Origin of the sequence: Alteriqipengyuania sp., from assembly GCF_964222115.1 — a bacterium.
GTDB lineage: Bacteria > Pseudomonadota > Alphaproteobacteria > Sphingomonadales > Sphingomonadaceae > Alteriqipengyuania.
Window position 1 is genome coordinate 1 of sequence record NZ_CAXQBM010000072.1, and the last position, 25,969, is coordinate 25,969.

General features: G+C 63.9%; 24 protein-coding genes and 1 tRNA gene. 21 read left to right on the forward strand and 4 right to left on the reverse strand.

The genetic code is table 11. The features are described 5' to 3' along the window. The 4 genes from ACEQXE_RS11130 to ACEQXE_RS11145 all read left to right on the forward strand — a co-directional run. On the forward strand, positions 1–237 hold a 237-nt coding region (locus tag ACEQXE_RS11130; protein ID WP_370179341.1), incomplete at its 5' end, for a BolA family protein. Further along, complete coding sequence (locus ACEQXE_RS11135) at positions 234–1,127, forward strand: pirin family protein (RefSeq protein ID WP_370179342.1); 894 nt, start codon at positions 234–236, stop codon at positions 1,125–1,127. The genes ACEQXE_RS11130 and ACEQXE_RS11135, both read left to right, overlap by 4 nt. Positions 1,128–1,149: 22 nt before the next feature. Beyond that, positions 1,150–1,983: an SDR family NAD(P)-dependent oxidoreductase gene (locus ACEQXE_RS11140; protein WP_370179343.1), complete on the forward strand. Its 834-nt coding sequence runs from the start codon at positions 1,150–1,152 to the stop codon at positions 1,981–1,983. Further along, positions 1,980–2,891: an alpha/beta fold hydrolase gene (locus ACEQXE_RS11145; RefSeq protein ID WP_370179345.1), complete on the forward strand. Its 912-nt coding sequence runs from the start codon at positions 1,980–1,982 to the stop codon at positions 2,889–2,891. The genes ACEQXE_RS11140 and ACEQXE_RS11145 overlap by 4 nt, the downstream gene beginning before the upstream one ends. Here ACEQXE_RS11145 and ACEQXE_RS11150 read toward each other — a convergent pair. Further along, a complete protein-coding gene (locus tag ACEQXE_RS11150; RefSeq protein ID WP_370179347.1) occupies positions 2,888–3,994 on the reverse strand; it encodes a DUF2332 domain-containing protein in 1,107 nt (368 codons plus the stop codon). The two genes, ACEQXE_RS11145 and ACEQXE_RS11150, sit on opposite strands and share 4 nt — an antisense overlap. A 49-nt stretch (positions 3,995–4,043) precedes the next feature. On the opposite strand from ACEQXE_RS11150, the gene hisG reads away from it, so the two are divergent. The 12 genes from hisG to ACEQXE_RS11210 all read left to right on the forward strand — a co-directional run bounded on the left by hisG (position 4,044) and on the right by ACEQXE_RS11210 (position 17,400). Further along, positions 4,044–4,715 (forward strand): ATP phosphoribosyltransferase, encoded by a 672-nt coding sequence (hisG, locus tag ACEQXE_RS11155; protein ID WP_370179349.1) that lies wholly within the window; start codon positions 4,044–4,046, stop codon positions 4,713–4,715. Further along, positions 4,715–6,004 (forward strand): histidinol dehydrogenase, encoded by a 1,290-nt coding sequence (gene hisD, locus ACEQXE_RS11160; RefSeq protein ID WP_370179351.1) that lies wholly within the window; start codon positions 4,715–4,717, stop codon positions 6,002–6,004. The genes hisG and hisD overlap by 1 nt, the downstream gene beginning before the upstream one ends. After that, positions 6,004–6,447, forward strand: coding sequence for a transcription antitermination factor NusB (gene nusB, locus ACEQXE_RS11165; protein WP_370179352.1), 444 nt, complete (start codon positions 6,004–6,006; stop codon positions 6,445–6,447). Before hisD ends, nusB begins: the two co-directional genes overlap by 1 nt. A gap of 91 nt (positions 6,448–6,538) precedes the next feature. Further along, positions 6,539–7,408 carry a thiamine-phosphate kinase gene (gene thiL, locus ACEQXE_RS11170; protein ID WP_370179354.1) on the forward strand — a complete coding sequence of 290 codons (870 nt, stop codon included), beginning with the start codon at positions 6,539–6,541 and terminating at the stop codon, positions 7,406–7,408. Positions 7,409–7,574: 166 nt separating this feature from the next. Next, positions 7,575–9,683, forward strand: a complete 2,109-nt coding sequence (locus tag ACEQXE_RS11175; protein ID WP_370179356.1) for a sodium-translocating pyrophosphatase — start codon at positions 7,575–7,577, stop codon at positions 9,681–9,683. Positions 9,684–9,858: 175 nt separating this feature from the next. Further along, a complete protein-coding gene (locus ACEQXE_RS11180) occupies positions 9,859–11,001 on the forward strand; it encodes a GNAT family N-acetyltransferase (RefSeq protein WP_370179358.1) in 1,143 nt (380 codons plus the stop codon). Beyond that, positions 10,998–11,903, forward strand: a complete 906-nt coding sequence (locus tag ACEQXE_RS11185; protein ID WP_370179360.1) for a transcriptional regulator — start codon at positions 10,998–11,000, stop codon at positions 11,901–11,903. Before ACEQXE_RS11180 ends, ACEQXE_RS11185 begins: the two co-directional genes overlap by 4 nt. Beyond that, on the forward strand, positions 11,900–12,934 hold the full coding sequence (locus tag ACEQXE_RS11190; protein ID WP_370179362.1) for a GNAT family N-acetyltransferase: 1,035 nt from the start codon (positions 11,900–11,902) through the stop codon (positions 12,932–12,934). Before ACEQXE_RS11185 ends, ACEQXE_RS11190 begins: the two co-directional genes overlap by 4 nt. Next, entirely contained in the window at positions 12,931–13,950 is a 1,020-nt protein-coding gene (locus tag ACEQXE_RS11195; RefSeq protein ID WP_370179364.1) for a hypothetical protein, read from the forward strand. The genes ACEQXE_RS11190 and ACEQXE_RS11195 overlap by 4 nt, the downstream gene beginning before the upstream one ends. A 31-nt stretch (positions 13,951–13,981) precedes the next feature. Then, a complete protein-coding gene (locus ACEQXE_RS11200) occupies positions 13,982–14,923 on the forward strand; it encodes an acyl-CoA thioesterase (RefSeq protein WP_370179366.1) in 942 nt (313 codons plus the stop codon). Positions 14,924–15,001: 78 nt separating this feature from the next. Further along, the gene (locus ACEQXE_RS11205; protein WP_370179367.1) at positions 15,002–16,606 is read left to right on the forward strand and encodes a serine hydrolase; all 1,605 of its coding nucleotides are present in this window, start codon (positions 15,002–15,004) and stop codon (positions 16,604–16,606) included. A 68-nt stretch (positions 16,607–16,674) separates the two neighbouring features. Further along, positions 16,675–17,400, forward strand: a complete 726-nt coding sequence (locus ACEQXE_RS11210) for an EcsC family protein (RefSeq protein WP_370179369.1) — start codon at positions 16,675–16,677, stop codon at positions 17,398–17,400. 4 nt (positions 17,401–17,404) lie between these two features. Here ACEQXE_RS11210 and ACEQXE_RS11215 read toward each other — a convergent pair whose 3' ends face one another. The 3 genes from ACEQXE_RS11215 to ACEQXE_RS11225 all read right to left on the reverse strand — a co-directional run bounded on the left by ACEQXE_RS11215 (position 17,405) and on the right by ACEQXE_RS11225 (position 23,505). Further along, positions 17,405–18,400, reverse strand: a complete 996-nt coding sequence (locus tag ACEQXE_RS11215) for a sterol desaturase family protein (RefSeq protein ID WP_370179371.1) — start codon at positions 18,398–18,400, stop codon at positions 17,405–17,407. Positions 18,401–18,505: 105 nt separating this feature from the next. Beyond that, complete coding sequence (gene uvrC, locus ACEQXE_RS11220; protein WP_370179373.1) at positions 18,506–20,476, reverse strand: excinuclease ABC subunit UvrC; 1,971 nt, start codon at positions 20,474–20,476, stop codon at positions 18,506–18,508. Positions 20,477–20,520: 44 nt separating this feature from the next. Further along, complete coding sequence (locus tag ACEQXE_RS11225) at positions 20,521–23,505, reverse strand: hypothetical protein (RefSeq protein WP_370179375.1); 2,985 nt, start codon at positions 23,503–23,505, stop codon at positions 20,521–20,523. Positions 23,506–23,700: 195 nt separating this feature from the next. Here ACEQXE_RS11225 and infA point away from each other — a divergent pair, with 195 nt between their 5' ends. The 5 genes from infA to ACEQXE_RS11250 all read left to right on the forward strand — a co-directional run bounded on the left by infA (position 23,701) and on the right by ACEQXE_RS11250 (position 25,868). Continuing rightward, complete coding sequence (gene infA, locus ACEQXE_RS11230) at positions 23,701–23,961, forward strand: translation initiation factor IF-1 (RefSeq protein ID WP_370179377.1); 261 nt, start codon at positions 23,701–23,703, stop codon at positions 23,959–23,961. An 11-nt stretch (positions 23,962–23,972) separates the two neighbouring features. Beyond that, positions 23,973–24,548: a nucleoside triphosphate pyrophosphatase gene (locus tag ACEQXE_RS11235; protein ID WP_370179378.1), complete on the forward strand. Its 576-nt coding sequence runs from the start codon at positions 23,973–23,975 to the stop codon at positions 24,546–24,548. Next, complete coding sequence (locus ACEQXE_RS11240) at positions 24,541–25,518, forward strand: ribonuclease (RefSeq protein ID WP_370179380.1); 978 nt, start codon at positions 24,541–24,543, stop codon at positions 25,516–25,518. The genes ACEQXE_RS11235 and ACEQXE_RS11240 overlap by 8 nt, the downstream gene beginning before the upstream one ends. After that, on the forward strand, positions 25,515–25,691 hold the full coding sequence (yacG, locus tag ACEQXE_RS11245) for a DNA gyrase inhibitor YacG (RefSeq protein WP_370179382.1): 177 nt from the start codon (positions 25,515–25,517) through the stop codon (positions 25,689–25,691). The genes ACEQXE_RS11240 and yacG overlap by 4 nt, the downstream gene beginning before the upstream one ends. 102 nt (positions 25,692–25,793) lie before the next feature. Then, positions 25,794–25,868: transfer RNA gene (locus ACEQXE_RS11250), tRNA-Phe, on the forward strand. Positions 25,869–25,969: the final 101 nt, after the last annotated feature.

Genomic DNA, 25,969 nt, shown 5'->3' on the forward strand with positions numbered 1-25,969 from the left:
GAGGCCTTCGCGCCGACATCGCTGGAGATCGTCAACGACAGCGCAAAGCATCGCGGCCACATGGGCGACGATGGCAGCGGGGAATCGCATTTCACGATCCTGATCGAAGCCCCCGCCTTCGCGCACAAATCGCGTCTCGCACGCCAGCGCATGGTCAACGGGGCGCTGGGCGATATTCCGGGTGATCGTGTGCATGCGCTGGCTATCAAGGCCACTGCGCCGGAGACGACGACATGATTTCGGGCCCCATCGAAGCGACCATCACGCCGACCAACCACGACCTCGGCGATTTCCAGGTTCGTCGTGCGCTGCCTTCGCGCGAGCGCCGCATGGTCGGGCCCTTCATCTTCGTCGATGAGTTCGGCCCCGCGCACCTGCCTGCAGGCGGCGGGATGGATGTCCGCCCGCACCCGCATATCAACCTCGCCACGGTCACCTGGCTGTTCGATGGCGCAATCGATCACCGCGACAGCATCGGCACGTTTTCGACCATTCGCCCCGGCACGGTGAACCTGATGACCGCTGGCAGCGGCATCGTCCATTCCGAACGCTCGCCAGAAAACGAGCGCAAGGGCGGGCCGAAAATGTTCGGCATGCAGACCTGGCTTGCACTGCCCGACGGATGCGAAGAGATCGACCCGGCGTTCGAGGCGGTGGACGACCTTCCGGTGATCGAAGATGGCGGCGCGCGCGCCATCGTCATCATGGGCGAGCTCTGGGGCCAGCGTGCGTCGACCACGACCTATGCCGATACGATCTATGCCGAGATCGTGCTGGCTCCCGGTGGCCAGCTGCCCATCGATTCCCCGGCGGACGAACGCGCAGTGATGGTGGTGGATGGGGAGGCGACACTCGATGGTATGGACCTTCCGCTCTACACGCTTGTCGTCATCAAACCGGGCGATGCGCCTGCCCTGAGATCACAGAAGGGTGCGCGCGTGATGCTGCTGGGCGGGGAGAGTTTCTCAAACCCGCGCCATGTCTGGTGGAACTTCGTCAGCTCGGAGCGGGATCGCATCCAGCAGGCGAAGGAAGACTGGCGCGAAGGCCGCTTCGCCAAGGTGCCGGGCGACGAGAAAGAGTGGATTCCGCTGCCGGAAGTGCCCAAGACTGTCACCTATCCGTGACGAACACGAACGGGGAGGACACATGACAGGGCATTTCAGCGGGAAGACCGCGTGGATCACCGGAGCTTCGTCCGGGATCGGCGCCGCACTTGCGCGAGAGGCAGCAAACCGAGGCACACACGTGATCCTCTCGGGCCGCGACGAAGCGCGTCTGCGCGATATTGCTGACACATGCGACACCGAAACACTGATCCTGCCGTTCGATGTGCGTGACGAGGCCGCGATGCATGCCGCCACCGAGAAGGCGATTGCATGGCGCGGCGGTATCGACCTTTTCGTGGCCAATGCGGGGATTTCGCAGCGCAGCCGCGCAACGCAAACCGCGATGCAGGTCTACCGGGACATTATCGAGATCGACCTGACCGCGCAGATCGCGGCGGTGCAGGCATTGCTGCCCAACCTGGTCGAACAGGCCAGTAAGGACGAGCCCAAGCACCTCGTGTTCATTTCCTCGATCGCGGGCAAGGTCGGCGTGCCGCTGCGCACAGCCTATTGCGCCGCCAAGCACGGGCTGATCGGTTATGCCGATGCCCTGCGTGGCGAACTGTCGCAGACTGGCATCGGCGTGCACGTGGTCTGCCCCGGGTCGGTCGCGACCAATGTCAGCCGCAATGCCCTGACCGCCAGCGGTACGGCACGCGGCAAGAGCGACAAGGCCATCGACGATGGCCTCGACCCGAACACAGTCGCGACGGATATCCTCAATGCCATTACCCTTGGCCAGCGCGAGATTATCCTTGCAAAGGGTTTCGAAGAAGCGATGGGCGAGATGCGCCGGACCCCCGACCAGCTGTTCGATCAGGTCGCGGCGATGGTTGCCAACGGATATATGGACAAGGTCGAAGCAGAAGGATGAGCATGGAACAGACGCGCGTAACGCTGGCGAACGGGATCGAGCTGGATGTGGTCGACGAGGGACCGCGCGATGCTCCTGTGCTGATCTTCCTGCATGGCTTCCCCGAAAGCCATCGGACCTGGCGCAACCAGATCGCGCATTTCTCCGACCGCTATCGTTGCATCGCGCCCGACCAGCGTGGCTATCGCGGATCGTCCAAGCCGCGCGAGGTTTCCGAATACACGCCCGACAAGCTGATCGGCGATATCTTCCTGCTCGCTGCCGAACTGGGTGTCGACGATTTCACCATCGTCGGGCACGACTGGGGCGGCGCCATCGCGTGGGGCGTGGCACTGGCGGGGCAGAGCGGCGCAGGCACCGGTCGCGTCAGCCGCTGCATTATCGCCAATGCGCCGCACCCTGCGATCTTCCAGAAACTGCTCTTCACCGATCCGTACCAGCGCGAAAGCAGCCAGTACATGCGGGGCTTCCGCAACACCGCGAATGACGACCTCGTTCGCGAGAAAGGCCTCGTCGGCATCCTGATGAAGGAAGTGAAGTGGGACCGCTCTTCCGGCATGGACGACGAGGAGCGGAACAAGCTGCTGGAGGAATGGCAGGACCGCGCCGCCGCCTTCGGCATGCTCAACTGGTACCGGGCAAGCCCGGTGATCGTGCCGCCAATGGACGCCCCGTTCGAGCTTCCAGCGGATTACAAGGCGCCGCAGCTTCCCAAGCTGACGATCCCCACACTCGTGATCTGGGCGATGGACGATATCGCCCTGCCGCCCGGTAATCTCGTGGGCATGGAAGACATCATCGACGACCTGACTATCGAGCAGGTCGCGGGCTGCGGACATTTCGTGCCGTGGGAAGCGCCGCAAAAGGTCAATGCGGCGATGGAGGCATTCCTGGGGCGAACAGCCTAACCTGCTTCCCATTCCACCCAGCTGCCATGCGGGTGGGCGACCGCCAGCCGCTGCCAGTCTTTGCCATCGGCCTTGTCACCGGCCCAATAGCGCACGGACAACTCGTGCCGGTGCGTGTCGCGATTGGCTTCGAGCGAGACCCATGCGAGCGGAGCGTCGGCGGTCGCTTTCTCGCCTGCCGCCTCTATTGCTTTCGTCACGAATTCGCGCTGGTATTCGGGTACGTACTGCCACACGACCGAGTGCATGATGACCCGCGTCACGCCCGCCTCTGCCGGTTCGGCCAGCACGCGTTCGACAAAAGCATCGGCGGATTCGCGCTCCACTTCGGGCGGCATCGTGTTGGCGGCTGCAATCGCCGCATCCATGCGCGCAAAGCGCTCGGTAAATTCGGGCCAGATATAGGCCTTCAGCCGCAGTGCCTGCGCGGGATCGGTCAGGTCGACCGGTTTCACGTCGCATCCGCGCGCGCCGACAATATCGTATTTCCGCGCGGGCGGCGGCGGACCTCGCCATTCGGGGGCAAGCCTCATTTGCGCGCCACTCGGTCCGGCGGTCACCCCGCCCAGATCGAAAAAGTATCGCCGCAGCATCAAGTTGATCCCGGCGCTCGACCCGATCTCGTTGAGTGCGAACTGCGCGGGAAGCCCCTTGTCCGCGAGCCACAGCATCGCGGCGGCATAGGCCCAACTGCGGCCAGCTTCGTTGGTTTGGGGCGGGCCGTCGAGCCACGGCATCAGGAACGCCTCGTGCCGTTCGATCGCATCGGCGACGATCTCCGCCGGATTGCTCACCCGCTGGTCGAGATAGATCGCCGAGAGCGCATCGTCCTCCCCGCCAAGATGAAGCGCATGCAGCCCGCCAGCCACGCGCAAAGGCAGCGCATCGGCCAGCGGCGCACCCGCCCATTTGCGGACCCGGCGCATCACCGCCCCGCCCCGCTCTGTCTCCAGCAGATCGTGCAAGGCCTGACAGATGGCGGCAGTGATGGGCGCACCATTATCGCTACAGTAGGCGACCTGATTGGCGAATGCGCGCTGCACCGCCTCGAACCCTTTTGCCTGCGGATCGACAACCTCGTACTTCGCTTTGCCGCCTGCCATAGTCTTCGTGCAATTGCCCTTTCGCTTCGTCCGCCCTATCTGGCGCTCCATGCCGCAGAGCGACCTCACTTTCGCCGTGCCCAAGGGCCGACTGCTCGACGATGCCCTGCCCGTGATGGAGCGTGCGGGCGTCGTGCCCGAGGCAGGCTTCCACGACAAGGCCAACCGTGCACTGTGCTTCGCAACGGCACGCGAGGATCTGCGCCTGATCCGCGTGCGCGCGTTCGATGTGGCGACATTCGTGGCGCATGGCGCCGCACAGATCGGGATCGTCGGTTCCGACGTAATAGAGGAATTCGACTATTCGGACCTCTATGCGCCGGTCGATCTCGATATCGGACATTGCCACCTCGCAGTGGCCAAGCGCGCGGATGATGAACGCGAAGTCGACGGCGAAAGCCATGTGCGCGTCGCGACCAAATACCCCAACATCACCCGCCGCCATTTTGAAAAGCACGGCATCCAGGCCGAATGCGTCAAGCTGAACGGGGCGATGGAACTCGCGCCCTCGCTGGGCCTCGCGCGCCGTATCGTGGACCTTGTGTCCACCGGCACGACCCTGCGGGAAAACGGACTGGTCGAAACCATGCGGATCGTGGACATCACCGCGCGCCTGATCGTGAACCGTGCCGCATTGAAAACCGACAGCCGAGTGGCAGACTTGGTCGAGGCGTTCCGCAGCGAGGCCGAACAGCGCGCGCAAGCGAAGGCCGCCGCCTGATGCAGATCTTAGACGCCAACGCCCCCGATTTTTCCGACCAATTCGATCGCGTGGTCAATGCGCGTCGCGAGAGCGAGCAGAATGTCAGCCGCGACGTGGCCGAGATCATCGCCAAGGTCCGCGCGCATGGCGACAAGGCGCTGGCCGAGCTGACCATGAAGCTCGACGGCCATCACTTCTCAAGCGACGAAGATTGGCGCGTTCCCTCGTGGCGGTGCGAGCGCGCTTACGAGGAACTGGACGCGGATCTGCGCAATGCGCTCGACCTCGCGGCGTCGCGCATCCGCGCCTACCATGAGGCACAAAAACCGGGCGGGCGAGATTTCACTGACGATGCAGGGGTCCGGCTCGGGCATCGCTGGAATGCTGTCGACGCGGCGGGGCTCTACGTCCCCGGCGGACGCGCGGCCTACCCCTCTTCCTTGCTGATGAACGCCATCCCTGCACGGGTCGCGGGCGTGGAGCGTCTGGTTGCGGTCACCCCGACACCCAAGGGCGAGATGAACCCGCTGGTGCTGGCGGCCGCGCACATCGCAGGCATCGACGAGATCTGGCGCGTCGGCGGAGCGCAGGCGATTGCCGCACTCGCCTACGGCACGGAAAAGATCGCGCCGGTCGATGTCATTACCGGCCCCGGCAATGCGTGGGTCGCGGAAGCCAAGCGGCAGGTTTTCGGCACGGTCGGGATCGACATGATCGCGGGGCCGAGCGAAATCCTCGTCATCGCGGACGACAAGAACGACCCCGCATGGATCGCCGCCGACCTGCTCAGCCAAGCCGAGCATGACCCAAGCTCGCAATCGATCCTCATCACCGACAGTGCCGATTTCGCCGCGCAAGTCGAAGACCAGGTCGATGTGCAGGCGGCCATGCTCGCCACCGGCAAGACCGCGCGTGCCGCGTGGGACTCACACGGCGCGATCATTACCGTCGCCAGCCTCGACGATGCAATCCCGCTCGCCAACCGGCTCGCCGCAGAGCATGTCGAGCTGGCGGTCGACGATCCCGAGGCACTGTTCGCACAGCTGCGCCATGCAGGCAGCGTGTTCCTTGGCCGTATGGTGCCCGAAGCGGTCGGCGATTATATCGCGGGGCCCAACCACGTGCTGCCCACAGGGCGCCGCGCCCGCTTCGCCAGCGGCCTTTCCGTGCTCGACTTCATGAAACGGACCAGCTTTATCGAGGCGGGCGAAGATGCGCTGGCCGCCATCGGCCCTGCCGCCATCACCCTCGCTGAAGCCGAGGGGCTTCCAGCCCACGCCCAGTCCATCAGATTGCGATTGAAATAATGTCCAGAAGCACTGCCCGCTCCGCCGCTCGTCTCGCAGCCGTCCAGGCGCTCTACCAGCGCGAGATGGAGGGCACTCCCCTGCCGAAACTGCTCGACGAATTCCACCAGCACCGGCTGGGGCGCGAGATCGAGGGCGATACCTATGCCGAGGCGGAGGTGCCGTTCTTCGACGATATCGTGCGCGGCGTGGATGCGCGTGGCGAAGAAATCGACGCGGCCCTGGAAGCAAAGCTGGCCGAAGGATGGAGCCTCAAGCGACTCGACAAGACGCTGCTGCAGGTTTTGCGCTGCGGCGCTTACGAGCTGATCGCACGCGCCGACATCCCGACGGGAGCGGTCATCAGCGAGTATGTCGATGTCGCGAAAGCCTTCTTCGACGATCGCGAAGCCAAGTTCGCCAATGGCGTGCTCGACGCAGTGGCCAAGGCTGTTAGGGGTTAGTCACCAGCATCCGTTCGTGTCGAGCGCAATCGAGAAACGCTGAGGTTACCGCCTCTCGACTTCGCTCGAGGCGAACGGCAGGTAGCATGACATGAACGAGCTCGATTTCATCGCTGCACTGCGCGCTCTCGCGAATAGCGAATCCGCGCGCGGGCTGGCCGACGATGCTGCGGTGCTCAAGTTGGGCAATGAGACGTTGGTCCTGACCAAGGACATGATGGTCGAAAGCGTTCACTGGCCGCGCGAACAGTCGTTGGCGGATGTCGCGTGGAAACTTGTCGCGGTGAACCTGTCGGACTTGGCGGCGAAGGGTGCAGAGCCTCTCGGCGTACTGCTCGGCTATTCGCTCGGAGCCAATGATGCGGCGTTTCTGAAGGGTCTCGAAGCCGCGCTGATCGCCTTCGACGTGCCTCTGCTCGGCGGCGATACCGTCAAATCCGATGGCCCGAGTACTTTCAGCCTCACCGCACTCGGCCGCGCGACGCACATACCCGTCCCCTCGCGCAGCGGCGCACAGCCGGGTGATGGAGTATTCTTATGCGGAGCTATCGGCGGTGCAATGATGGGGTTCGAGGCTCTGACGCAGGGCGGCGATGCCGATACCGCGCCTTTCACCCGCCCAGCCCCGCTTTTGGTTCAAGGCCGAGCGCTGGCACCGCATGTATCTGCCATGATGGACGTGTCCGACGGGCTCCTGCTCGATGCGTGGCGCATGGCCGAGGCCAGCAGCGTCTCATTCTCACTGGATAGCGCCGCCGTGCCCCTCGCCGCGCCCGAAACCCGCCGCGCCGATGCGCTGCGCTGGGGCGACGATTACGCACTGCTTTTCACCGCCCCGGACGGCACCGATCTTCCCATCGATGCGGCGCGGATCGGCGCGGTCGCACAACGCGGTGCTGCACCTGTCATCCTCGATGGAACGGCCGTGAGTGACAGCGACAAACTAGGCTATCGCCACTGAACGAGGCCGGGTGACCTTCGGCGCCGACCCTGCCAGATGTGCAGAAATGCAAGCAGGGCTTGCGCCTTGGGCCGAGCCCTTATAGCCATGCACACCTTGAATTGCCCGTAGACAAGGGCGAGCAAACCGGATGCTATTCGGTATATAACTGGGGGAGAAATAAGGCGTGGAACTCGTTCTCGTCGCTATCGGACTTGGTCTGCTAGCCATCATCTACGGAATTTTTACGAGCCGACAGGTTCTTGGTGCCGGGGCCGGCAACGAGAAGATGCAGGAAATCGCCGCCGCGATCCAGGAAGGCGCTGCCGCCTACCTGAACCGCCAGTACACCACGATCGCCATCGTCGGTGTCGTGGTTGCAGTGCTGGTTTTCGTGTTTCTCGACTGGATCCCGGCCGTCGGCTTCCTGATCGGTGCGATCCTGTCCGGCGTGGCTGGCTATATCGGGATGAACATCTCGGTCCGCTCCAACGTGCGCACGGCCGCCGCCGCGCAAAGCGGATTGCAGCAGGGCCTGACGCTGGCGTTCCGTGCGGGCGCGATCACCGGCATGCTGGTGGCAGGCCTCGCCCTGCTGGCCATCGCGGTGTTCTTCTACATCCTAGCCGGGCCTCTCGGCTTCGAAGCGAACAGCCGCGAAGTCGTGGACGGGCTCGTCGGCCTCGCCTTCGGTGCATCGCTGATCTCGATCTTCGCGCGTCTGGGTGGCGGTATCTTCACCAAGGCGGCGGACGTGGGCGCGGACCTCGTCGGCAAGGTGGAAGCGGGCATTCCCGAGGATGACCCCCGCAACCCCGCGGTGATCGCGGATAACGTGGGCGACAATGTGGGCGACTGCGCGGGCATGGCCGCCGACCTGTTCGAAACCTATGTGGTCACCGTGGGCGCCACCATGGTGCTGACCGCGCTTCTGCTGCGCACCGCAGGCGACCTGCTGCTGCCGCTGATGGCATTGCCGCTGCTGATCGGCGGTGCGTGCATCGTCACCTCAATCATTGGGACCTATTTCGTGAAGCTGGGCCGCAAGCCCAATATCATGGGCGCGATGTACAAGGGTTTCATCGTAACCGCCGTGCTCGCGATTCCGGCGATCTACGGGGTCATGAGCTGGGCGCTCGGCGACATGAACACGGAACTTGGCGGAGGTGAGCTGGCCAGCTTCAACGGCATGGACCTGTTCTGGGCCTCCATGCTCGGCCTGCTGATCACCGGCCTGATCATCTGGATCACCGAGTACTACACGGGCACCGAGTATCGCCCGGTCCGCTCGATCGCCAAGGCATCGGAAACGGGCCACGGCACCAACGTGATCCAGGGCCTCGCGATTTCGCTGGAAGCGACCGCGCTGCCCACGCTGGTGATCGTTGCCGGGATCATCATCGCCTACATGCTCGCAGGCCTGATCGGGATTGCTTATGCGGCGACCGCGATGCTGGCGCTGGCCGGGATGGTCGTGGCGCTCGACGCATATGGTCCGGTGACCGACAATGCGGGCGGCATTGCCGAAATGGCGGGGCTGGACGACAGCGTGCGCGAGAAGACCGACGCGCTCGACGCGGTGGGCAACACCACCAAGGCCGTGACCAAGGGCTATGCCATCGGTTCGGCGGGCCTCGCGGCACTCGTGCTGTTCGCGGCCTACACCACCGACCTCGCGGAGTTCTTCCCCGATATCGAGGTCAATTTCAGCCTCGAGAACCCGTATGTGATCGTTGGCCTGCTGCTGGGCGCATTGCTGCCCTACCTGTTCGGCGCGATGGGCATGACCGCAGTGGGACGTGCTGCTGGCGACGTGGTGAAGGACGTGCGCGACCAGTTCGCCGCCGACCCCGGCATCATGAAGGGCACCAGCAAGCCGAACTATGCCAAGACGGTGGATCTGGTGACCAAGGCCGCGATCAAGGAAATGATCGTGCCCTCGATGCTGCCAGTGCTCACGCCGATCGTCGTGTATTTCGTGATCACGCTGATTGCCGGCCAGGCAAACGGCTTCGCGGCACTCGGCGCATTGTTGCTGGGCGTGATCGTGGGCGGCCTGTTCGTCGCGCTTTCCATGACCGCGGGCGGCGGTGCGTGGGATAACGCCAAGAAGTACATCGAGGATGGCAACCACGGCGGCAAGGGATCCGAGGCGCATCATGCTGCGGTCACCGGTGACACCGTGGGCGATCCGTACAAGGACACTGCCGGTCCGGCGGTGAACCCGATGATCAAGATCACCAATATCGTCGCGCTGCTGTTGCTGGCCGCGCTGGCGGCAGGTGCTGCCGGCTAAGCCGGACAACACCAAACCCAACACCAGGGGGGCGCGGTTCCAGTCAGGGGCCGCGCCCTTTCTTTTATACGCCCCGGCCCTGAGACCTGTCTGCATTTAAGCAAATCCTAGGCTTTCCGCCTTAGGCTTAACGCCTCGGTAAGGGCTGGAAAGCGCAAACAGGCGGCGGGCTTCGATGGTCTTGGTGGATACTCAATTCGACGATGCGAGCGGTTCTGCGCCGCAGTTCGTTGTCGCGCCCTGGCCAAAAGCTATGCCTGAGGATGCAGAGTGGGACATGCTCGGCCTCGCGGCCAGCGAGCCTAACTCTTTCTTCGAGCGGTGGTTTCTTACCCCTTCGCTGCATGCCTTCGACCCGCAAGGCCAGGTGCTGATCGCCCAGATGCGGCTCGACGGAAAGCTGGCAGGGCTGGTACCGCTCGCGTTCGCCAGGTCCTATTATCGTCGCCCCGTGCCGAACCTGTCGGTCTGGCTGCATGACAATGCCTTTTGCGGCGTACCGCTGGTGGCGCGCGGCTTCGAAGCGATGTTCTGGAGAGAATTGCTCCGCTGGGTCGACGATCACGCCGGGCTCGCCTGCTTCCTGCATCTGCCGACCATGCCCGAAGGATGCGCCCCGGATACCGCGTTGGATGTTGTCGCGCAGGAGGAAGCGCGGGTCGTCGATGTGGTTGAGCGGGAAGAACGCGCCCTGCTCTCCTCCGATCTGTCGCCGGAAGACTACTTCGCGCAGTCGCTGCCGAACAAGAAACGCAAGGAGCTGCGCCGGCAGGCCCGGCGCCTTGGTGAACAGGGCAGCCTTTCGGTCGAACGCGCGAGCGATCCCGAAGCGGTGGAAATATTCGCCGACCGGTTTCTTGCGCTCGAAGCGGCAAGCTGGAAAGGCCGTGCAGGCTCTTCGCTTGCAGGCGATCCCGCACGCGCGCGCTTTTTCCGCGAGAGCCTGCTCGGCGCCGCACGGCTCGGCCGGGTGGAAGGTCTCTCTCTGACGCTCGACGGTGAACCCATCGCCATGCTCGCCACCTTCCTCAGCCCGCCCGGGACCTTCAGCTTCAAAACCGCCTTTGACGAGCGCTATGCTCGCTTTTCTCCCGGAGTGCTCCTGCAAAAGGAAAATCTCGATTTGTTGGCGCGCGATGATGTCGCGTGGTGCGACAGCTGCGCCGCACCCGACCACCCGATGATCGACCATTTCTGGCGCGGCCAGCGTAGTGTCGTTGCCCGCAATGTCGCCATTGGGGGGCGATGCCGCCGCACGCTCGGCGCGCAACTCATCGCTTACGAAGCCCGCAAGATCGCAGGGAAAGATCGCCCATGAACGCCCCAACTAAACTGCTTCACAACGATGCGCCCACAACCGACGCCGTGTTCCCCGCAAGTTCGCGCGCCGCATTCGCCGCTGCCTATCCCGAACAACCGCTGGTGCTGGAACATCGGCTGCGCGACCACCCGCTGTTGCAGCTTGACGCATTGGCCGAACTCGCCGGTAGGCTACCGGAAAGCGCGATCGAATATAATCGCGGCGACCTGCCGATCGGTGTCGATGGTAAGCCCGAACAGACAGGGTTGAGCATCCAGGACACCATTCATCGGATTGCCGAGACCAATTCGTGGGCGGTGCTCAAGAATATCGAGCAGGATGAGTCATATCGCGCGCTGCTGCTTGCCTTACTAGAGGAACTGCGGCCCGCCATCGAAGCGAAAACGGGCGCGATGCTGCACCCACAGGCCTTCGTGTTCATCTCCAGCCCCGATGCGGTGACTCCCTACCATTTCGACCCCGAGCACAACATCCTGCTGCAATTGCAGGGCAGCAAGGCAATGACGCAGTTTCCTGCAGGCGACGCGCGCTATGCGCCCGACCTGATGCACGAAAGCTATCACCTTGGTGGCCCGCGCGAACTTGTGTGGCACGAAGAGCTTGCCAGCGGCGGCACCGATTATCCGATCGGGCCGGGCGAGGCGCTGTTCGTGCCCGTCATGGCGCCGCACTTCGTCAGGAACGGTCCGGAAAGCTCGATCTCGCTCAGCATCACATGGCGGTCGGACTGGAGCTATGACGAGGCTGGTGCACGGTGCTTCAATGCCGTGCTGCGTCGCGCCGGGCTGGACCCCGCCCCGCCCAGGCGCTGGCCGGGTTCCAACAAGGCAAAGAGTATCGGCTACCGCGCTTGGTATAAGGTATTCGGGCCTCCTCCGCCGCCCATCGCAGCAAAATGAATGCACTGAGCCCCATAGCGGCGAAGGCCAACACACTCTCGCAGATTGACGCTCTGGCCGAGGCAGACGATCCGCGCAGGTCGTTCCTGCGTGGCAAATGGTTTACCGCCGATGCCAGAGAGTCCGAGACTGTGCTGCTTAGCGACGAGGATGCCCAGGCAATCGCGGCTTTCCCGCTTGTCGAACGCCGACTTGGTCCATTGTCTGTTCGCGAGATTGCGGGCTGCTACTGGCCCTATTGCTCCGTCCCGATCGCTGCGGACGCATCGGTCGATAGCCTGGCTGCAGCAATGGAAGCACAACGCGGCCGGTTGGGCCGCATTTGGAGGCTCGGCCCGGTCGAGGCGGATGATCCAGCCCTCGCCACCCTCCTCCCCGCCGCTCGCGAGGCTGGCTGGACTGTGCTTGCCCGACAGCTCGGGACCGTGTTCGAGCTCGATCTTGCCCCCGCTGCGAATGGCAAATGGCCAAGCAGCAAGACACAGCGCAAGAACCGCTGGCGCAAACGCAGGCTGGAAGAACGCCACGGAAAGTTACGGGTGGAATTCTTCACTGGGCTCGATTGGACCGCCTCGCACCGCGATGCGATGGCCGCGATCGAGGAGGCAAGCTGGCTCGGCAAGCTCGACGATGGCGGCGACACGAAGTTCAGTGACCAGACAATGCGTGCCTATTGGGAAGGGTTATGCAGCGATCCCCGGCTCGCCGCCAAGCTCTTCGGCAGTATCCTGTGGCTGGGCGAGACGCCCGCAGCCTTTACCTTTGGGGTCGAAGCGGGCGACACGCGCTATTACATCGCCAATAACTTCGACGACCGCTTCACCAAGTTCGGCCCGGGCCGGGTCTTGCTATACGACGATTTTGCCCATGCAGCTGCGGATGGCATCACCCGCGTAAGCTGGGGTGTCGGGGACGCAGGTTATAAGACAGAGATGGGTGCAGAGCCCGCGTCATCCCTGCTTGACCTGCTTTTCGTGCGCGGAGGCGTGGCGGCAAAGCTGCTGGGCCTTCGCTGGAAGGACGAGCGGTGAAGAGTACCACCCCGATCGCGCTGGCGGCGGCAGCATTACTTGGCGTGTACCTGATCGGAATGTCTGCGTTCGAGCAGGCTTTCTTCGGCTGGCACTTTGCGCGCGAGGAAGTACCGCTGCATGACGAATGGCACTGGTTCCGCCGTTCGGTAAATGCGGTTTTGTGTCTGGCCATGGTCGCGGCATTGTGGCGCACCGGCCTCCGCCCCGAGCCAGTGTCGGCGGGAGCTCGCCGCGTCTCTTGGGCGATCGCTGCGCTCTCGGTTGCAGCGGCAGGACTGCTCCTCGCCAGTCCGGTTGCTTATGCAAGGGTTGGCGCCGAAGACAGCGCGATCGAGTGGCTCAGTGCGCTGCTGCTGATCTTTGCCTCTACCCTGATGGCATTAAGCCTGCGCAAGGAATTGCGCAGTACCCCAAAATCCCATCGGCTCCGGGCGCTTGGCGCAGCCGCACTCTGCTTCCTGTTCTTCGTCATGGCGGGTGAAGAGGTCAGCTGGCTTCAGCGCCAAATTGGTTTCGACGCGCCTGAAAGCGTTGCCGCGCGCAATTGGCAGGGAGAGTTCAACCTGCACAACTTCCAGACGGACATCGCCGAGCTAGCGCTATACGCGGGCACCGGGATATTCCTGATGTTCATTCCCTTGCTGCGCGAGAGCGCGCTGGGCCGATGGCCTGCTTTTCGGGCCATCTTCCCGTTACTGCCCACTCGCACGGTTGCCGCTCTATCGGCGCCGATGCTGATCTTCACCTACAGCCACTGGACCTTGCTGCCCGTGCAGGCGGCGTTCTGGATAGGCTTGGCCGCCTGCTTTGCCTTTGCCGCGACTGCCGCTTCGCGCGGCGAAAAGATATTATGGTGTGCGCTGACATCGTGGGTCGTGCTCGCGCAGGTCCTCCACCTCGTTTGGGGAGACACCATGGTTATGCCATACGACAGCACCGAATATCGCGAATTGTTCATCGCAATCGGTCTGGCCGGCTATGGCTGGCAGCAATGGCAACGCGGCGACGCTTGACGCTTGCGGAAAGGGCCCGCACAGACGGGACATGACCGAAACCACATCCGACAGCACCGATTTCAGCGAACACGATCCCGTCGATCCGGCAGAGCTTACCGCGCAACTTGTCGACCTGCTGACGGTCGAACGCATCGACACCGACCGTTTCCGTGGCAAGCCGCAAGTCGACGGGATCGGTCGCGTTTTCGGCGGCCAGGTTATCGCACAGGGGCTGCAGGCAGCGCAGGCGAGCATCACCGATGGCAAGGAAGCGCACTCGCTGCATGCCTACTTCCTGCGCGGCGGCGAAGAAGGTCCGCCGATCACCTACGATATTGCGCGCGATTTCGATGGCCGCAGCTTCGCCAACCGCCGTGCCGTTGCCAGCCAGGACGGAACCCCGATCCTGAACCTTACCGCGAGTTTCCAGGCGCACGAACAAGGGCTCTCGCACGAGAACATGCCCTTCCCGCATGTCCCCGATCCCTCTGAGCTCAAATCCGACCAGAAGTTGCGGCGCGAAATCTTCGCCGACAAGCTCGACCAGATGAGCGAGGGCCAGCGCCGCTTCATGCTGCGCCCGCGCCCGATCGAAATGCGCCCGGTCGATGGCCTGCACTGGATGCATAACGAACCGCGCGAGCCCAAGTCGCAAACCTGGTTCAAGACGGTCGGCGCCCTGCCGGACGATCCGGCCCTGCATCGCGCCGTGATCGCCTATGCCAGCGATTATACGCTGCTGGGCACGGCGGCCATTGCGCATGGCCTTTCTTGGATGAGGAACGAACTGGTCGGCGCCAGCCTCGACCACGCGATCTGGTTCCACGCACCGGCGCGCGCCGACGAATGGCTACTCTACGATACCGACAGCCCCTGGTCGGGGAGCGGGCGTGGCTATAATCGCGGGCGCATCTTTACCGAAGGCGGCACGCTGGTGGCCAGCGTCGCGCAGGAAGGGATGATGCGCAAACGGCGGCCTAAGCCGAACTGACACAGCTCACCTTCAATCGGCCGTTGGCTAGGGCCCCCAATATCGGCATAACGAGGCGATAACGGGAGCATTACACGCATGAACTTCGCCAGGACCGGAGCCTTGCTGCTCCTCCCCACCGCACTCTTCGCCGCAGCACCCCTCAATGCGGCCGAGCAGGCGCCCCAGGCACAGCCCGCTGCCGATGCAACTGCATCGGTCGATTACGACGCGGCACTCCAGCGCACGATGCAGGCCTATGATTCGACCGGAATGGTCGCGGCCGTTTCGATCGATGGAGAGACCGTTTGGCAGGGCGCCCAAGGGCTCGCCGAAGAAGGCACCAATCGACCGGTGACGCAGGACATGCTGTTTCCGATCGCCAGCATATCCAAGGCTTTCACCACCACCGCGCTCGCAATCCTCGTCGACCGGGGCGAAGTCGACTGGGACGCACCCGTTCGCACCTACATCCCCGAATTTGCGATGTGGGACCCGTGGGTCAGCGAAGAATTCACCGTGCGCGATGCGCTGACTCACCGATCCGGCCTACCGCTAGGCGCGGGCGACTTGCTGATCTGGCCGGATGGAGACGCGAAGCCGGAAGATATTATCGCGGCCCTGCCGCACCTTCGCCCAAGCTCGGCTTTCCGCTCCGAATATGCCTACGACAACCTGCTCTACATCGTGGCGGGCGAAATCGTGGAGCGTGTCTCCGGCAAGAGCTGGGCGGAATTCGTGACTGACGAAATCCTCGTCCCGGTCGGCATGGGCCAATGCGTGGCCGACAAAAGTCGGATCCCGGCAGGGGCGCCGTTCGTGACCGGGCACGAGCGCGCGGCTGGCGCGGAGGCAGGCGTTCCCATCGACGAACGGCTCGCGTTTTCGGAAACATGGAGCGCTGCGGGCGGCATCTGGTGCAACACGGATGGCATGATGACCTGGGGCCGCTTCTGGCTCGACGAAGGCGTGACCGAAGGCGGCAAACGCCTGCTGAGCGAGAAGCAGGTGCGCGAAGTGTGGCAGGGGGTGACGCCGACCGGCGTGAGTGGGAGGCTGCGTGCAGCAGGCCTGTCTCACCTTTCGGCCTACTCGCTGGGGTGGTTCACGCAGGATTTTGCAGGCCGCCTGCTCGTCAGCCACGGCGGGGGAGCACCCGGTGTGGTCAGCAATTTCATGATCATCCCGGAAGACAACCTCGTGCTGTTCAGCGCGAGCAATGATTATCGCAGCGCGCCTTCCACCTTCAACTATCACGTCGCGGTGGCGCTTCTGGGCCACCCCGAAAACGATTTTATTACCGATTGGGGTGGCGCATTCGCGAAGGCCGAAGCGGCAGGCACGCAGCTGATCGCCGACACGGCGACCGGCACGCCCGAAGGTGCCGCACCGCCCAGCCTGCCGCTGTCGGCATATGTGGGGACCTATCGCGATCCGTGGTACGGCGAGGTCCGCATCCGCATGCAGGGCGACGGTCTCTTCATAGACATGGGCCGCAGCGAAATCCTGGATGGCGACCTGACCCACTACGAAAAAGACCGGTTCGCCGCTTTCTGGCCGGACAGCTCATTGAAGGCCGATGCTTTTGTCGATTTCACGGTCGAGAACGGCAAGGTGACCGGGATGAAGATGAAGGCGATCTCCGATCTGACCGACTTTTCTTACGACTTCCACGATCTCGATCTGAAGCGCGTGGAAAACTGAACCGCCTCCAAAAAGCGGCAACAGGGGTTGATTGCGGAACGCGGGCGGGGTCTGCCCGTTCGCGAGGCATGGATTTCGAGAAGCAGCAACAGGCCTACCGCAATTCCCGCCCCTCCATCATCGGGCGCGGGTTCGAGATAATAACGAATCCCGTCGGCGGGGCGGTCGCAGGCTTCGTGCCCAGCGGGCTCGTCCGCGGGGTGTTGCAAGGCATCGACCAGGCAATCGGTGCGCCGCAACTGGTCAGGTTCGACCACGACCTGAGCGATCTCGCAGCCTGCCAGAACGCCGCCGAACGCGTCGCCATTGCCACCCGCGCGATCAGCGGCACGACCGGCGCGGCATCGGGCATCGGCGGCATCCTGACCATGGGGCTCGACATCCCCGCGACCCTCGCGCTGGCCCTGCGCTGTATCCGCGATACGGGCCGCGCCTATGGGTACGATGGCAAGGGCGCGCGCGAGCGGCTGTTCCGCCTGCAGGTGCTGGAGCTGGCGGGCCTCAACGACAAAACGCTCCGTGCCGAAAGGCTTGCCGCGCTGGAAGCTGGCATCGGCTCCGACGGAAACCTGACAGAAATGCCCGCTGACGAGATCGAGCCGATCATCGAACAGGCAGTGGAGCGCGTATCCCGCGCGCTTGCCATCGCCCTGTTCCGCCGCCGCGTAGGCGCTGTGGTCCCGCTGGTCGGATCGGTGATCGGCGGCGCGGTGAACGTGTCGTTCCAGGGCGATGTCGGCGAAGCGGCACGCTTCGCCTTTCAGGAACGGCGTCTGAAGGCAGGCAAGGCCTGATCGCTCAGTCGCGCGGGCGCAGACGGGCCGTCGCGAACTCCCAGACGTTTGCAGGCTGGTGGTGGCCCGGAATACCGGTGGTTATCGGCTTGTCGTCGGGCGCCTCATAGGTGCCGAACAGCTTGTCGTAGAGGACCAGCGATCCGCTGTAGTTCCGGTCGAAATATTTCGGGTCGATGCTGTGGTGCGTAAGGTGGAAATTGCGATCGACAATGATCTTGCCCAGCGGCCCGAGGTTGAGCGGTGCGCGCGTGTGGTGCAGCTGCCCGTAAACCGTGTGCAGCGCGACCAGCACCGCGAAAGTCTGGTACTCGAAGCCGATCAGCGCCGCCATGATGATAGTCGCCGCCCGCCCCAGCAGGTCGTCGACCGGATGGGCAATATCGGTCACGGCATCCAGGTCCTCGATACTGTGATGTACCGCGTGGAAATGCCACAGAAAGGGAATCTCGTGGCTCGCGCGGTGTTTCCAGTAATTGAAAAAACCGCGGATCAGGATCACGAGGATTGCCAGCAGGATATCGAACACGAACCGCAGGCTTTGCGGCAACACATCGGACCGCAGGGATAACAGCGGGTCGAACAGCCCCACCGGAAGGACCATCTGGATATAGGGGTTGGCGAAGAAATAGACGCCGACCATGCCGACCTGCACCGCGATGATGAATCCGATCCATTTGAGGTTCTTTGGCCAGCCAACCAAGGCGCTTTCAAGCGCGAACCACGCAGCGATGATGATCAGCGCGTTGCTGGACAGCAAAAGGCCCCATCCCGCTGCGCTTGCGCCACCAAGCGCGAAACCCGCCAGTCCACCTTCGGCGAAATAGCGTGAGGCGAGGCCGGAGAGCTCGGCAAGCGCCTGCTGCTGCCATTCGCCGGTGAGCGCAGGGATCAGCGCCACCGCAATCGCGAAGGCCGCTGCCATCCACAGGACCGCGCGGGAACTCCGCCAGTCCTCCTGCAAGCCAGGACCGCGCAGGCTGCGGATGACGGTCTGCATGGGTGAGGTCGTCCGCATCTGTACTGTAGAAAACCGGTCCTGAAGGAAAGGAATTGGCTCCTTGCTTACAGCCTTTCCGCGAAGTCTTCCAGATACTCGATCGCCTTACGACCCGGCGTGGTAGAAATCGAAAACCTGCTGCGCCACTGCATCGCTGATGCCCGGCGCTCGTTTCAGATCGTCGAGCGCAGCGGCCCGCACCTTGCTCGCGGTGCCGAAATGCAGCAACAGCGCGCGCTTGCGGGCCGGGCCGATGCCCGGAATCTCGTCCAGCGGTGAGGCGGTAATCGCGCGGCTGCGCTTCGCCCGGTGCGCACCGATGACATAGCGGTGAACCTCATCACGCAGGTTCTGGAGGTGAAACAGCAGCGGTGAATTGACCGGCAGCGTCTTCTCCCGCCCGTCGGGGAAGTGGAATACCTCGCGGCCCTCGCGGCCGTGATCGGGGCCCTTGGCGATGGCGATCAGCGGGACATCCTCGATCCCCATCTCGGCCAGCGTATTGCGCACGGAAGACATCTGGCCCTTACCCCCGTCGATCAGGACCAGATCGGGCCACACGGTTTCGTGACTGTTGCGCTTGCCCTCCTCCCCGTCGGGATTCTCCGCCAGGTTGCGGAAGCGTCGCTGCATGACCTCGCGCATCATCCCGAAATCGTCGTTGGTCTGCGCGGTCTTGATGTTGAACTTGCGGTACTGGTTTTTCTCGAAACCTTCGGGGCCCGCAACCACCATCGCGCCCACCGCCTTCGCGCCCTGGATATGCGAGTTGTCGTAGACTTCGATCCGCTGGGGCGGCTCTTCCAACTCCAGGAATTCGGCGAGTTCGCGGTTGAGCTTCGCCTTGGTGCCCGTCTCCGCCAGCCGCCGGTCGAGCGCATCGACTGCATTGCGCTGGGCCTGCTCCATCAGCCGCCGCCGGTCGCCGCGCTGGGGCACTGAAATTTCGACCTTGTGCTCCGCCGCTTCGCATAGCGCCTGCGCCAGAAGTTCGGCTTCCGGCAGGTCGCGGTCCACCAGCACTGTGCGCGGTGGCGGCACCTCCTCATAGAACTGCATGATGACGCGGGCGAGCACCTCGTCCTTGTCTACATCCTGAGTATGGGTGGGGAAGAAGGCGCGGTGGCCCCAGTTCTGCCCGCCCCGGATAAAGAAGGCCTGCACTGCAATCTGTCCGCCCTTGGCGGCGAGTGCGAAGACATCCGCATCACCCACGCCAGTGGCGTTCACAGCCTGCGCACCCTGAATGAAAGTCGCCGCGCGCAGCCGGTCGCGCAGGATCGCGGCGGTTTCGAAGTCGAGCTTTTCGGCCGCTTCCGCCATCTGGCGTTCCAGATCGGTCTGCACGGAGGAGGACTTCCCGCCGAGGAAATCCTTCGCCTGCCGCACCAGCTCGTCGTAGCCTGCCTCGTCGATCCGGCCTACGCAGGGGCCCGAGCAACGCTTTATCTGGTAAAGCAGGCACGGCCGGTCGCGATTGTTGAAAAAGCTGTCCGTGCAAGACCTCAGCAGGAACAGTTTCTGCAGCGCATTAAGCGTCTTGTTGACACTGCCCGCGCTGGCGAAAGGGCCATAATAATTGCCCTTGGCACGGCGCGCACCGCGATGCTTGTGGATGCGGGGAAAGGCGTGGTCGGCGCGCAGCAGGATGAAAGGGAAGCTCTTGTCGTCGCGCAGCAGGACGTTGAACGGCGGGCGGTAGCGCTTGATGAATTGCGCTTCGAGCAGCAGCGCACCTGCCTCGCTATTCGTGGTGACGATCTCCATGCTGCGCGTCTGGCTGACCATCCGCTGCAACCGATTGGAAAGCGCGGCCACCTGCGTGTAATTCGCCACCCGCGCTTTCAGGCTACGCGCCTTGCCGACGTAGAGTACGTCGCCGCGCGCATCGAGCATGCGGTACACGCCGGGGCGCGGCGGCAGAGTCCTCACCGTCTCGCGGATCGCCTTGACGCCGGCCTCCAGGTCTGGCTGCGCACTCGCGACCGTATAGGCGGCGCGCTCCTCGTTGAAGCGCTCCTTGCCGCGCGGATCATGCGGGCGATTGGCCTTGGTGTCTGCCGGTGTACGGGGCATGCGCGCCTAGATAGGCTGCACGCCCCGCATACGCCACCTGACCGCTAGAAAAGCTTGCGGAATTCCACCGAGACCGTCCGACCCAGCGGGTCGATCAGCGCAGGCTGGAAACGGATCGGCGTGTCGCCGTTGCCGTCGACCACCTCCTGCCGGGTGTTGAACAGGTTATCGACCCTCAGCGACAGGCGCGCGCCCTTGAAGAAGCCCGGATTGTCGCCGGTCAGCCATCCCTGCTGTTCCAGGTTCATAAATACGCGCAGGTCGAAGGTGACGAGATCGCCGAAATAGAGGTCCTGCGAACCTGTCAGGTCGTTACCGTCGACGCGCGTTGCGCTCTGGTAGTTGCCGCTCAGGCGCGTACCGATACCCTTGTAGAACAAGCCGCCTTCCAGTTCGATCTGGTGACGCGGCACGCCGCCCGACTGGCCCGAGGCATCGCCATCGAGGAAGTCGAGCACGGGCACACCCGGTGCGATCAGGGCCGTGTTCTCGAACTCGATCGAGTGATAGAGCGCGAGGTTCCAGCGCCCCTGCCCGTCGCCACCACCAAAGGGTCCGCCACCGCCGCGACGACGACCGCCGCCGCTACGACCACCGCCGCCTCGCTGGCCCTCGCCGGCTTGGGTGTTCTCGGCGTTATCACCTTGGCAAATCCCCTCGCGAAGGCGCGCAAGCCGTTCTTCGTTGAGCGAGCCATCTTCATTGGTCAGGCGCTGTCGCAGGCGCTCAGGCAATTTCGAGATGTCGAGCGGGGCATCGCCGCCGGGTGCAACGCAAAGCGTTTCGCGAATGGCGGCGACCTGCGCAGGGTCGAATCCGCCCGGTCCGCCCGCACCGGGGCCATCGCCGCTGCAGATACGCTCGCGCGCCTGAGCCAGCCGCTCGGTGTTCACCGTACCGTCCTCGTTGGTCAAGCGATCACGAATAAAAGGCGGGACCTGCGAGAGATCGGGCACGGTGCCCGGCTCGGTCGCGCAAAATTGCTCGCGCATCTGCTGGAATTGCTCGCGCCCCATAGGGCCAGCACCACCTGCAGGTGGGCCGCTCGTCGATCCGGCACCACTGCCGGATGCAGCCGCTGCGCCAAAGCGGCCCCCGCGGCCTCCTCCACCGCTGCCACTCTGGTCCGGCTCGGGACCGACGCGGCCGAACAGGTTGATACCATAGCGAAGCCGCTTGCTGCTGCGCTCGGCATAGGTGATCGGTCGCTGGTCGAGCGCCACCAGATTGCCGCCGCTGTCGCGGGTCACGCGGTCGGGAAACGCCGCTTCGATTTCGGAGGTCAGCAGCGGGAAGCTTTCAGTCGTGTTCTTCGCGCTGTTGTCGAAATATTCGACAAGGATGTTCGACCGGTCGAACAGCCCCAGTTCGTAGTTCGCACTAAACTTGTAATCGGTCTGGCTCGATGCCGGCAGCAGGGGGTTGCCGCCGGTGGTCACGGTGGCAAGCACGCTGTCGCCGGTCGCGAAGTCGAACACGGGCACATTGAAGGTCTGGATCGTCGGGTCGCCCAGCGCCGACAGCCCCGGCGCTGCTTCTCGCGCAATCCGGGTGGCACTCAGCGTTAGCCCGTCAAGCGGCTCCCACGTGAGCCCGACTGTCGATCCGGTCAGCGTGCCGAAGTCCGAAAAGTGGTTGATATCGCCCGCGAGATTGAGGTTGAGTTCTCCCAGAGCGCCGAGGAAGCCCTCCCGCTCGCTCGCCAGCGGAATGTTGAGGTTCGCCTGTCCGTTGATGTCGCCACGCTTCAGTACGTTCTGGCCCAGACCGCTGCGCGTGTCCTCGCTTACCACCTGCGTCCAGTCGTAACCTGCCGCGAGCGTCATGTTCACCTCGCCCGCAGGCATGGTGAAAGGGCTGCCACGCAAGGTCGAGCGGCCCGCGGCAGTCGTCGTCCGGCTGGACGCGCGATCGAAGCCTAGGGGCGAAATGGCCGGAAGCTGGCCGTCGATCTCCAGCGTGTTGGCATCGACCTGATCCTGCAGCACGGTAAGGTCGCGCCGGATGTCGATATCGCTCTCGCTTTCGACATGGCTGATATCGGCGGTGAGGTCGAAATCGAAATCGCCGAGCGTTTCGCGATAGGAACCGCCGCCCGAAACCGTGGTCGTGCGCGAAAGGCGGGTCAGTGGATCGGCATCGATCGCCCGAATCTCGCTGTCCGCACCATCGGTCAGCGTGACGATCTCCAACCCTGAAAGCGAGCGCGAATAGGTTTGCGCCGCCGACAGGTTGAGCGAAATCGCCTTGGCATTCGCGCCCTCGCTTATCGCGGTGTTAAAGGACCCTTCCAACTCGTAGGACTGGCCCGACCCTCGCAAGCTGCGGAAAGGTGCAGGATTCGGGTCGGTCGCAACGGTCGGCTGGCTGCCGGGCGTCTGGACAATATCGCGCTCGTCCTCGGTCAGCATCGAACTTGCGTTGATCTCCGCCGCAATATTGAACCTGCGCGGGCCAGCGATGACGAGTTGCGAGACTTCGATCTCGCCATTCTCGGCCCCGCCTTCCAGCGAGCCGCCATATTCCAGCTCGACCTCGCGGCTGGAGAAATTGTCTTTCAGGATGAAGTTGATGACCCGCTGGTCGGCCCGGTAACCGAATTGCAGCGCGACCTCTTCCGGGAAGACTTCCACCTTCTGGATCGCCTCCGGCGGGTAACGGCGCAGTTCGCGGAAGCTGGCAATGCGTTCCCCGTTGACCAGGATCACAGGCCGCCCCTCACCGCGACCGCGCCCGGAACCGGTCTGTGGGGCAAGCTGCGCGATCAGGTCGGTCAGCGAATCCGCACCATAAGATGCGATGTCCGCCTCGGTTAATTCGATCACCGGGGGCACGTCGGTATCAACCGAACCGCGAATACGATCTGCGGTAACGATGATGGTGTTGCCCTGGTCCGGCTCAACCGGATCGGATGTCTGGCTGATCAGCGGAGCGGCGTCGGGGTCTTCCTGGGCCAAAGCCGGCGCAACAGCCGTCGCAGCGAGCGCAAGCACGGAAACCTGGGTGGCAAGGCGGGGGGAGAACGTCATTAGGGCGTAAATCCTCGAAAAAATTGTATCTGCCCCGCCACAGGCCCTTGCAGCGGGCTGATACAAAAGCAAACCTCGGCTCGTAACGAATTGTCGCGCGAAGCTTTCCCGTTGCTGACGCGCACTTCCCTTTTCGACCCATGATCGCTAAATCGCCGGGAAATTCGACGAACTGCATAAGGACACGATCAATTCATGGCTAAAGAAGAGCTCCTCGAAATGCGCGGTCGGGTTGTCGAGCTGCTGCCCAACGCGATGTTCCGGGTAGAGCTTGAGAACGGCCACGAGATCCTGGGCCACACCGCAGGCAAGATGCGCAAGAACCGCATCCGGGTGCTGACGGGTGACGAAGTGCTGGTCGAACTGACCCCGTACGACCTGACCAAGGGCCGGATCACGTACCGCTTCATGCCGGGCCGTGGCGGCCCCGGCCCGCAGGGCGCACCCTCAAGCTGATAGCAGGCGTGATGACACCACGCCTCGTCCTTGCCAGTTCCAGCCCACGGCGACGCGACCTGCTGGCGCAGATCGGTGTGACGCCGGACGATATCCGCTCGCCCGATATCGACGAGGAACCGCGCAAGGGCGAATTGCCCCTCCCCTATGCACAACGCATGGCGAGCGAGAAGGCACTCGCGGTGGCCCGACAGGATGGCGAGGTGATCCTTGCCGGAGATACCACCGTCGCGCTGGGGCGGCGCATTCTCCCGCAGGCATCTTCCGAAGATGACGTGGCGGCATTCCTGCGCCTGCTCTCGGGCCGTCGCCATCGCGTCCATTCCGCCATCTGCGTAATCGACGCAGACGGCACGCAGCGCATCCGCTGCACCACCTCGCAGGTCCGCTTCAAGCGGCTCTCGGGGGACGAGATTGCACACTACGCTGCCGGTGGCGAGGGAATCGGCAAGGCGGGCGGGTATGCGATCCAGGGCCGCGCAGCCGGGTTGATCGACTTCCTTTCGGGCAGCCATTCGGGCGTGGTCGGCCTGCCCCTGTTCGAAACGCGCGCTCTGCTAAAGGCGGCGGGAATCGCCCTTGGCTGAGTGGCTGGTCGAACAGGGAATCGGCGAGGAACGCGCCGTTCGCCTGGAGGGGTCGACCATCGTAGCTGCACGGCTCCATTGGCCCGGCGGACTGGTGGCAGGCCAGGTCGAGAATGCGCGGCTGACGATCCGTCATGCCGGCACCCCGCGCGGTATCGGCCTGTTCTCCAATGGCGAGCGCGCCCATGTCGACAAGCTGCCTCACAATGCCAGCGAAGGCGCGACCATGCGGCTGGCGGTCACCCGTTCACGCGTGTGGGAGGCTGGCCGCCGCAAGCTCGCACAATGCCGCCCCAGCGACCTGCCGCTGCGCGAGGCGCCGGGTCTTGCCGAACAGCTGGAGGATGAAGGCGAGTCGGTGCGCGCCGTAAGACGCTTTCCCCCGGAGGTGGAGTGGGACGAGCTGTGGAGCGAAGCCGATGGGCAGTGCGTCGCGTTCGCTTCCGGCTCGCTGTTGCCATACCCCACCCCGGCCATGCTCCTGATCGATATCGACGGCGAGGATGCACCCGATCGGCTCGCCGCATCCGCGGTGCAGCCGCTGGCCCGGATGTTCGCGCGGATGGACATAGGCGGGAATATCGGGATCGATTTCCCGACCTTGGCCGAGAAGGCCCACCGCAAGCGGATCGACGCGGCGCTGGCCGATGCCCTTGCGGACTGGCCGCACGAGCGGACTGCGATGAACGGCTTCGGCTTTGTCCAGATCGTCGCAAGGCTCCGGCGGCCATCGCTACTCGGCCTGATCGTGCAGGACCGCGAAGGGGCGATAGCGCGGCGATTGCTCCGGCAGGCAGAGCACCTGGATGGGCCCGGTATCACAGAGCTGCATTGCACCGGGTGGGTCGCGCCGATGATCCAGGCGCACTGGATGACCGAACTGGAGAAACGCACGGGCCGGCCCGCACGCCTCGTCGACAGCACACGCCTTGATGCGGAAGCCAACTGGGCCCAGATCGTACCGCAATGAGCACCAGTAACCGCCCCTGCCCGATCTGCCGCGCGAAGTTGCCAACCGACGAGTTCGCCCCCTTCTGCTCCGCGCGATGCCGCGACAAGGACCTCAACCGCTGGTTCAACGATGGCTATTCGGTGCCCGGTCGACCCGCCAGCGAGGATGAGATCGCGCGGGAACAGGACTAGCGCACGGATAGGGCTTGCCAAGCGCTGGCACCTTCGCCATAGGCCCGCACTCATTCGCTCGCCGGACCACTTGCCGCATGGCTGGTCCGCCGTCGTGGCGACGCCCGGGTAGCTCAGTGGTAGAGCAGACGACTGAAAATCGTCGTGTCGGTGGTTCGACTCCGCCCCTGGGCACCACGACCCCGCTCCAGCGATGCCCTTTTCCGGACTGACAGCAATTTCCGTTTGCAGTGGCCAAGAAAAGCCATCGTGCACCGGGAAACATGCGCCCCATCTTC

Excerpts from the sequence above, each read along its gene's own strand:
- ACEQXE_RS11145 (WP_370179345.1), top strand. The coding sequence starts at position 1,980 with ATGAGCATGGAACAGACGCGCGTAACGCTGGCGAACGGGATCGAGCTG.
- hisD (WP_370179351.1), top strand. The coding sequence starts at position 4,715 with ATGCAGATCTTAGACGCCAACGCCCCCGATTTTTCCGACCAATTCGAT.
- ACEQXE_RS11180 (WP_370179358.1), top strand. The coding sequence starts at position 9,859 with ATGGTCTTGGTGGATACTCAATTCGACGATGCGAGCGGTTCTGCGCCG.
- ACEQXE_RS11215 (WP_370179371.1), bottom strand. The coding sequence starts at position 18,400 with ATGCAGACCGTCATCCGCAGCCTGCGCGGTCCTGGCTTGCAGGAGGAC.
- hisG (WP_370179349.1), top strand. The coding sequence starts at position 4,044 with ATGCCGCAGAGCGACCTCACTTTCGCCGTGCCCAAGGGCCGACTGCTC.
- ACEQXE_RS11210 (WP_370179369.1), top strand. The coding sequence starts at position 16,675 with ATGGATTTCGAGAAGCAGCAACAGGCCTACCGCAATTCCCGCCCCTCC.
- infA (WP_370179377.1), top strand. The coding sequence starts at position 23,701 with ATGGCTAAAGAAGAGCTCCTCGAAATGCGCGGTCGGGTTGTCGAGCTG.
- ACEQXE_RS11200 (WP_370179366.1), top strand. The coding sequence starts at position 13,982 with ATGACCGAAACCACATCCGACAGCACCGATTTCAGCGAACACGATCCC.
- ACEQXE_RS11205 (WP_370179367.1), top strand. The coding sequence starts at position 15,002 with ATGAACTTCGCCAGGACCGGAGCCTTGCTGCTCCTCCCCACCGCACTC.
- ACEQXE_RS11185 (WP_370179360.1), top strand. The coding sequence starts at position 10,998 with ATGAACGCCCCAACTAAACTGCTTCACAACGATGCGCCCACAACCGAC.
- ACEQXE_RS11225 (WP_370179375.1), bottom strand. The coding sequence starts at position 23,505 with ATGACGTTCTCCCCCCGCCTTGCCACCCAGGTTTCCGTGCTTGCGCTC.
- ACEQXE_RS11235 (WP_370179378.1), top strand. The coding sequence starts at position 23,973 with ATGACACCACGCCTCGTCCTTGCCAGTTCCAGCCCACGGCGACGCGAC.
- ACEQXE_RS11140 (WP_370179343.1), top strand. The coding sequence starts at position 1,150 with ATGACAGGGCATTTCAGCGGGAAGACCGCGTGGATCACCGGAGCTTCG.
- yacG (WP_370179382.1), top strand. The coding sequence starts at position 25,515 with ATGAGCACCAGTAACCGCCCCTGCCCGATCTGCCGCGCGAAGTTGCCA.
- nusB (WP_370179352.1), top strand. The coding sequence starts at position 6,004 with ATGTCCAGAAGCACTGCCCGCTCCGCCGCTCGTCTCGCAGCCGTCCAG.
- ACEQXE_RS11190 (WP_370179362.1), top strand. The coding sequence starts at position 11,900 with ATGAATGCACTGAGCCCCATAGCGGCGAAGGCCAACACACTCTCGCAG.
- uvrC (WP_370179373.1), bottom strand. The coding sequence starts at position 20,476 with ATGCCCCGTACACCGGCAGACACCAAGGCCAATCGCCCGCATGATCCG.
- thiL (WP_370179354.1), top strand. The coding sequence starts at position 6,539 with ATGAACGAGCTCGATTTCATCGCTGCACTGCGCGCTCTCGCGAATAGC.
- ACEQXE_RS11135 (WP_370179342.1), top strand. The coding sequence starts at position 234 with ATGATTTCGGGCCCCATCGAAGCGACCATCACGCCGACCAACCACGAC.
- ACEQXE_RS11150 (WP_370179347.1), bottom strand. The coding sequence starts at position 3,994 with ATGGCAGGCGGCAAAGCGAAGTACGAGGTTGTCGATCCGCAGGCAAAA.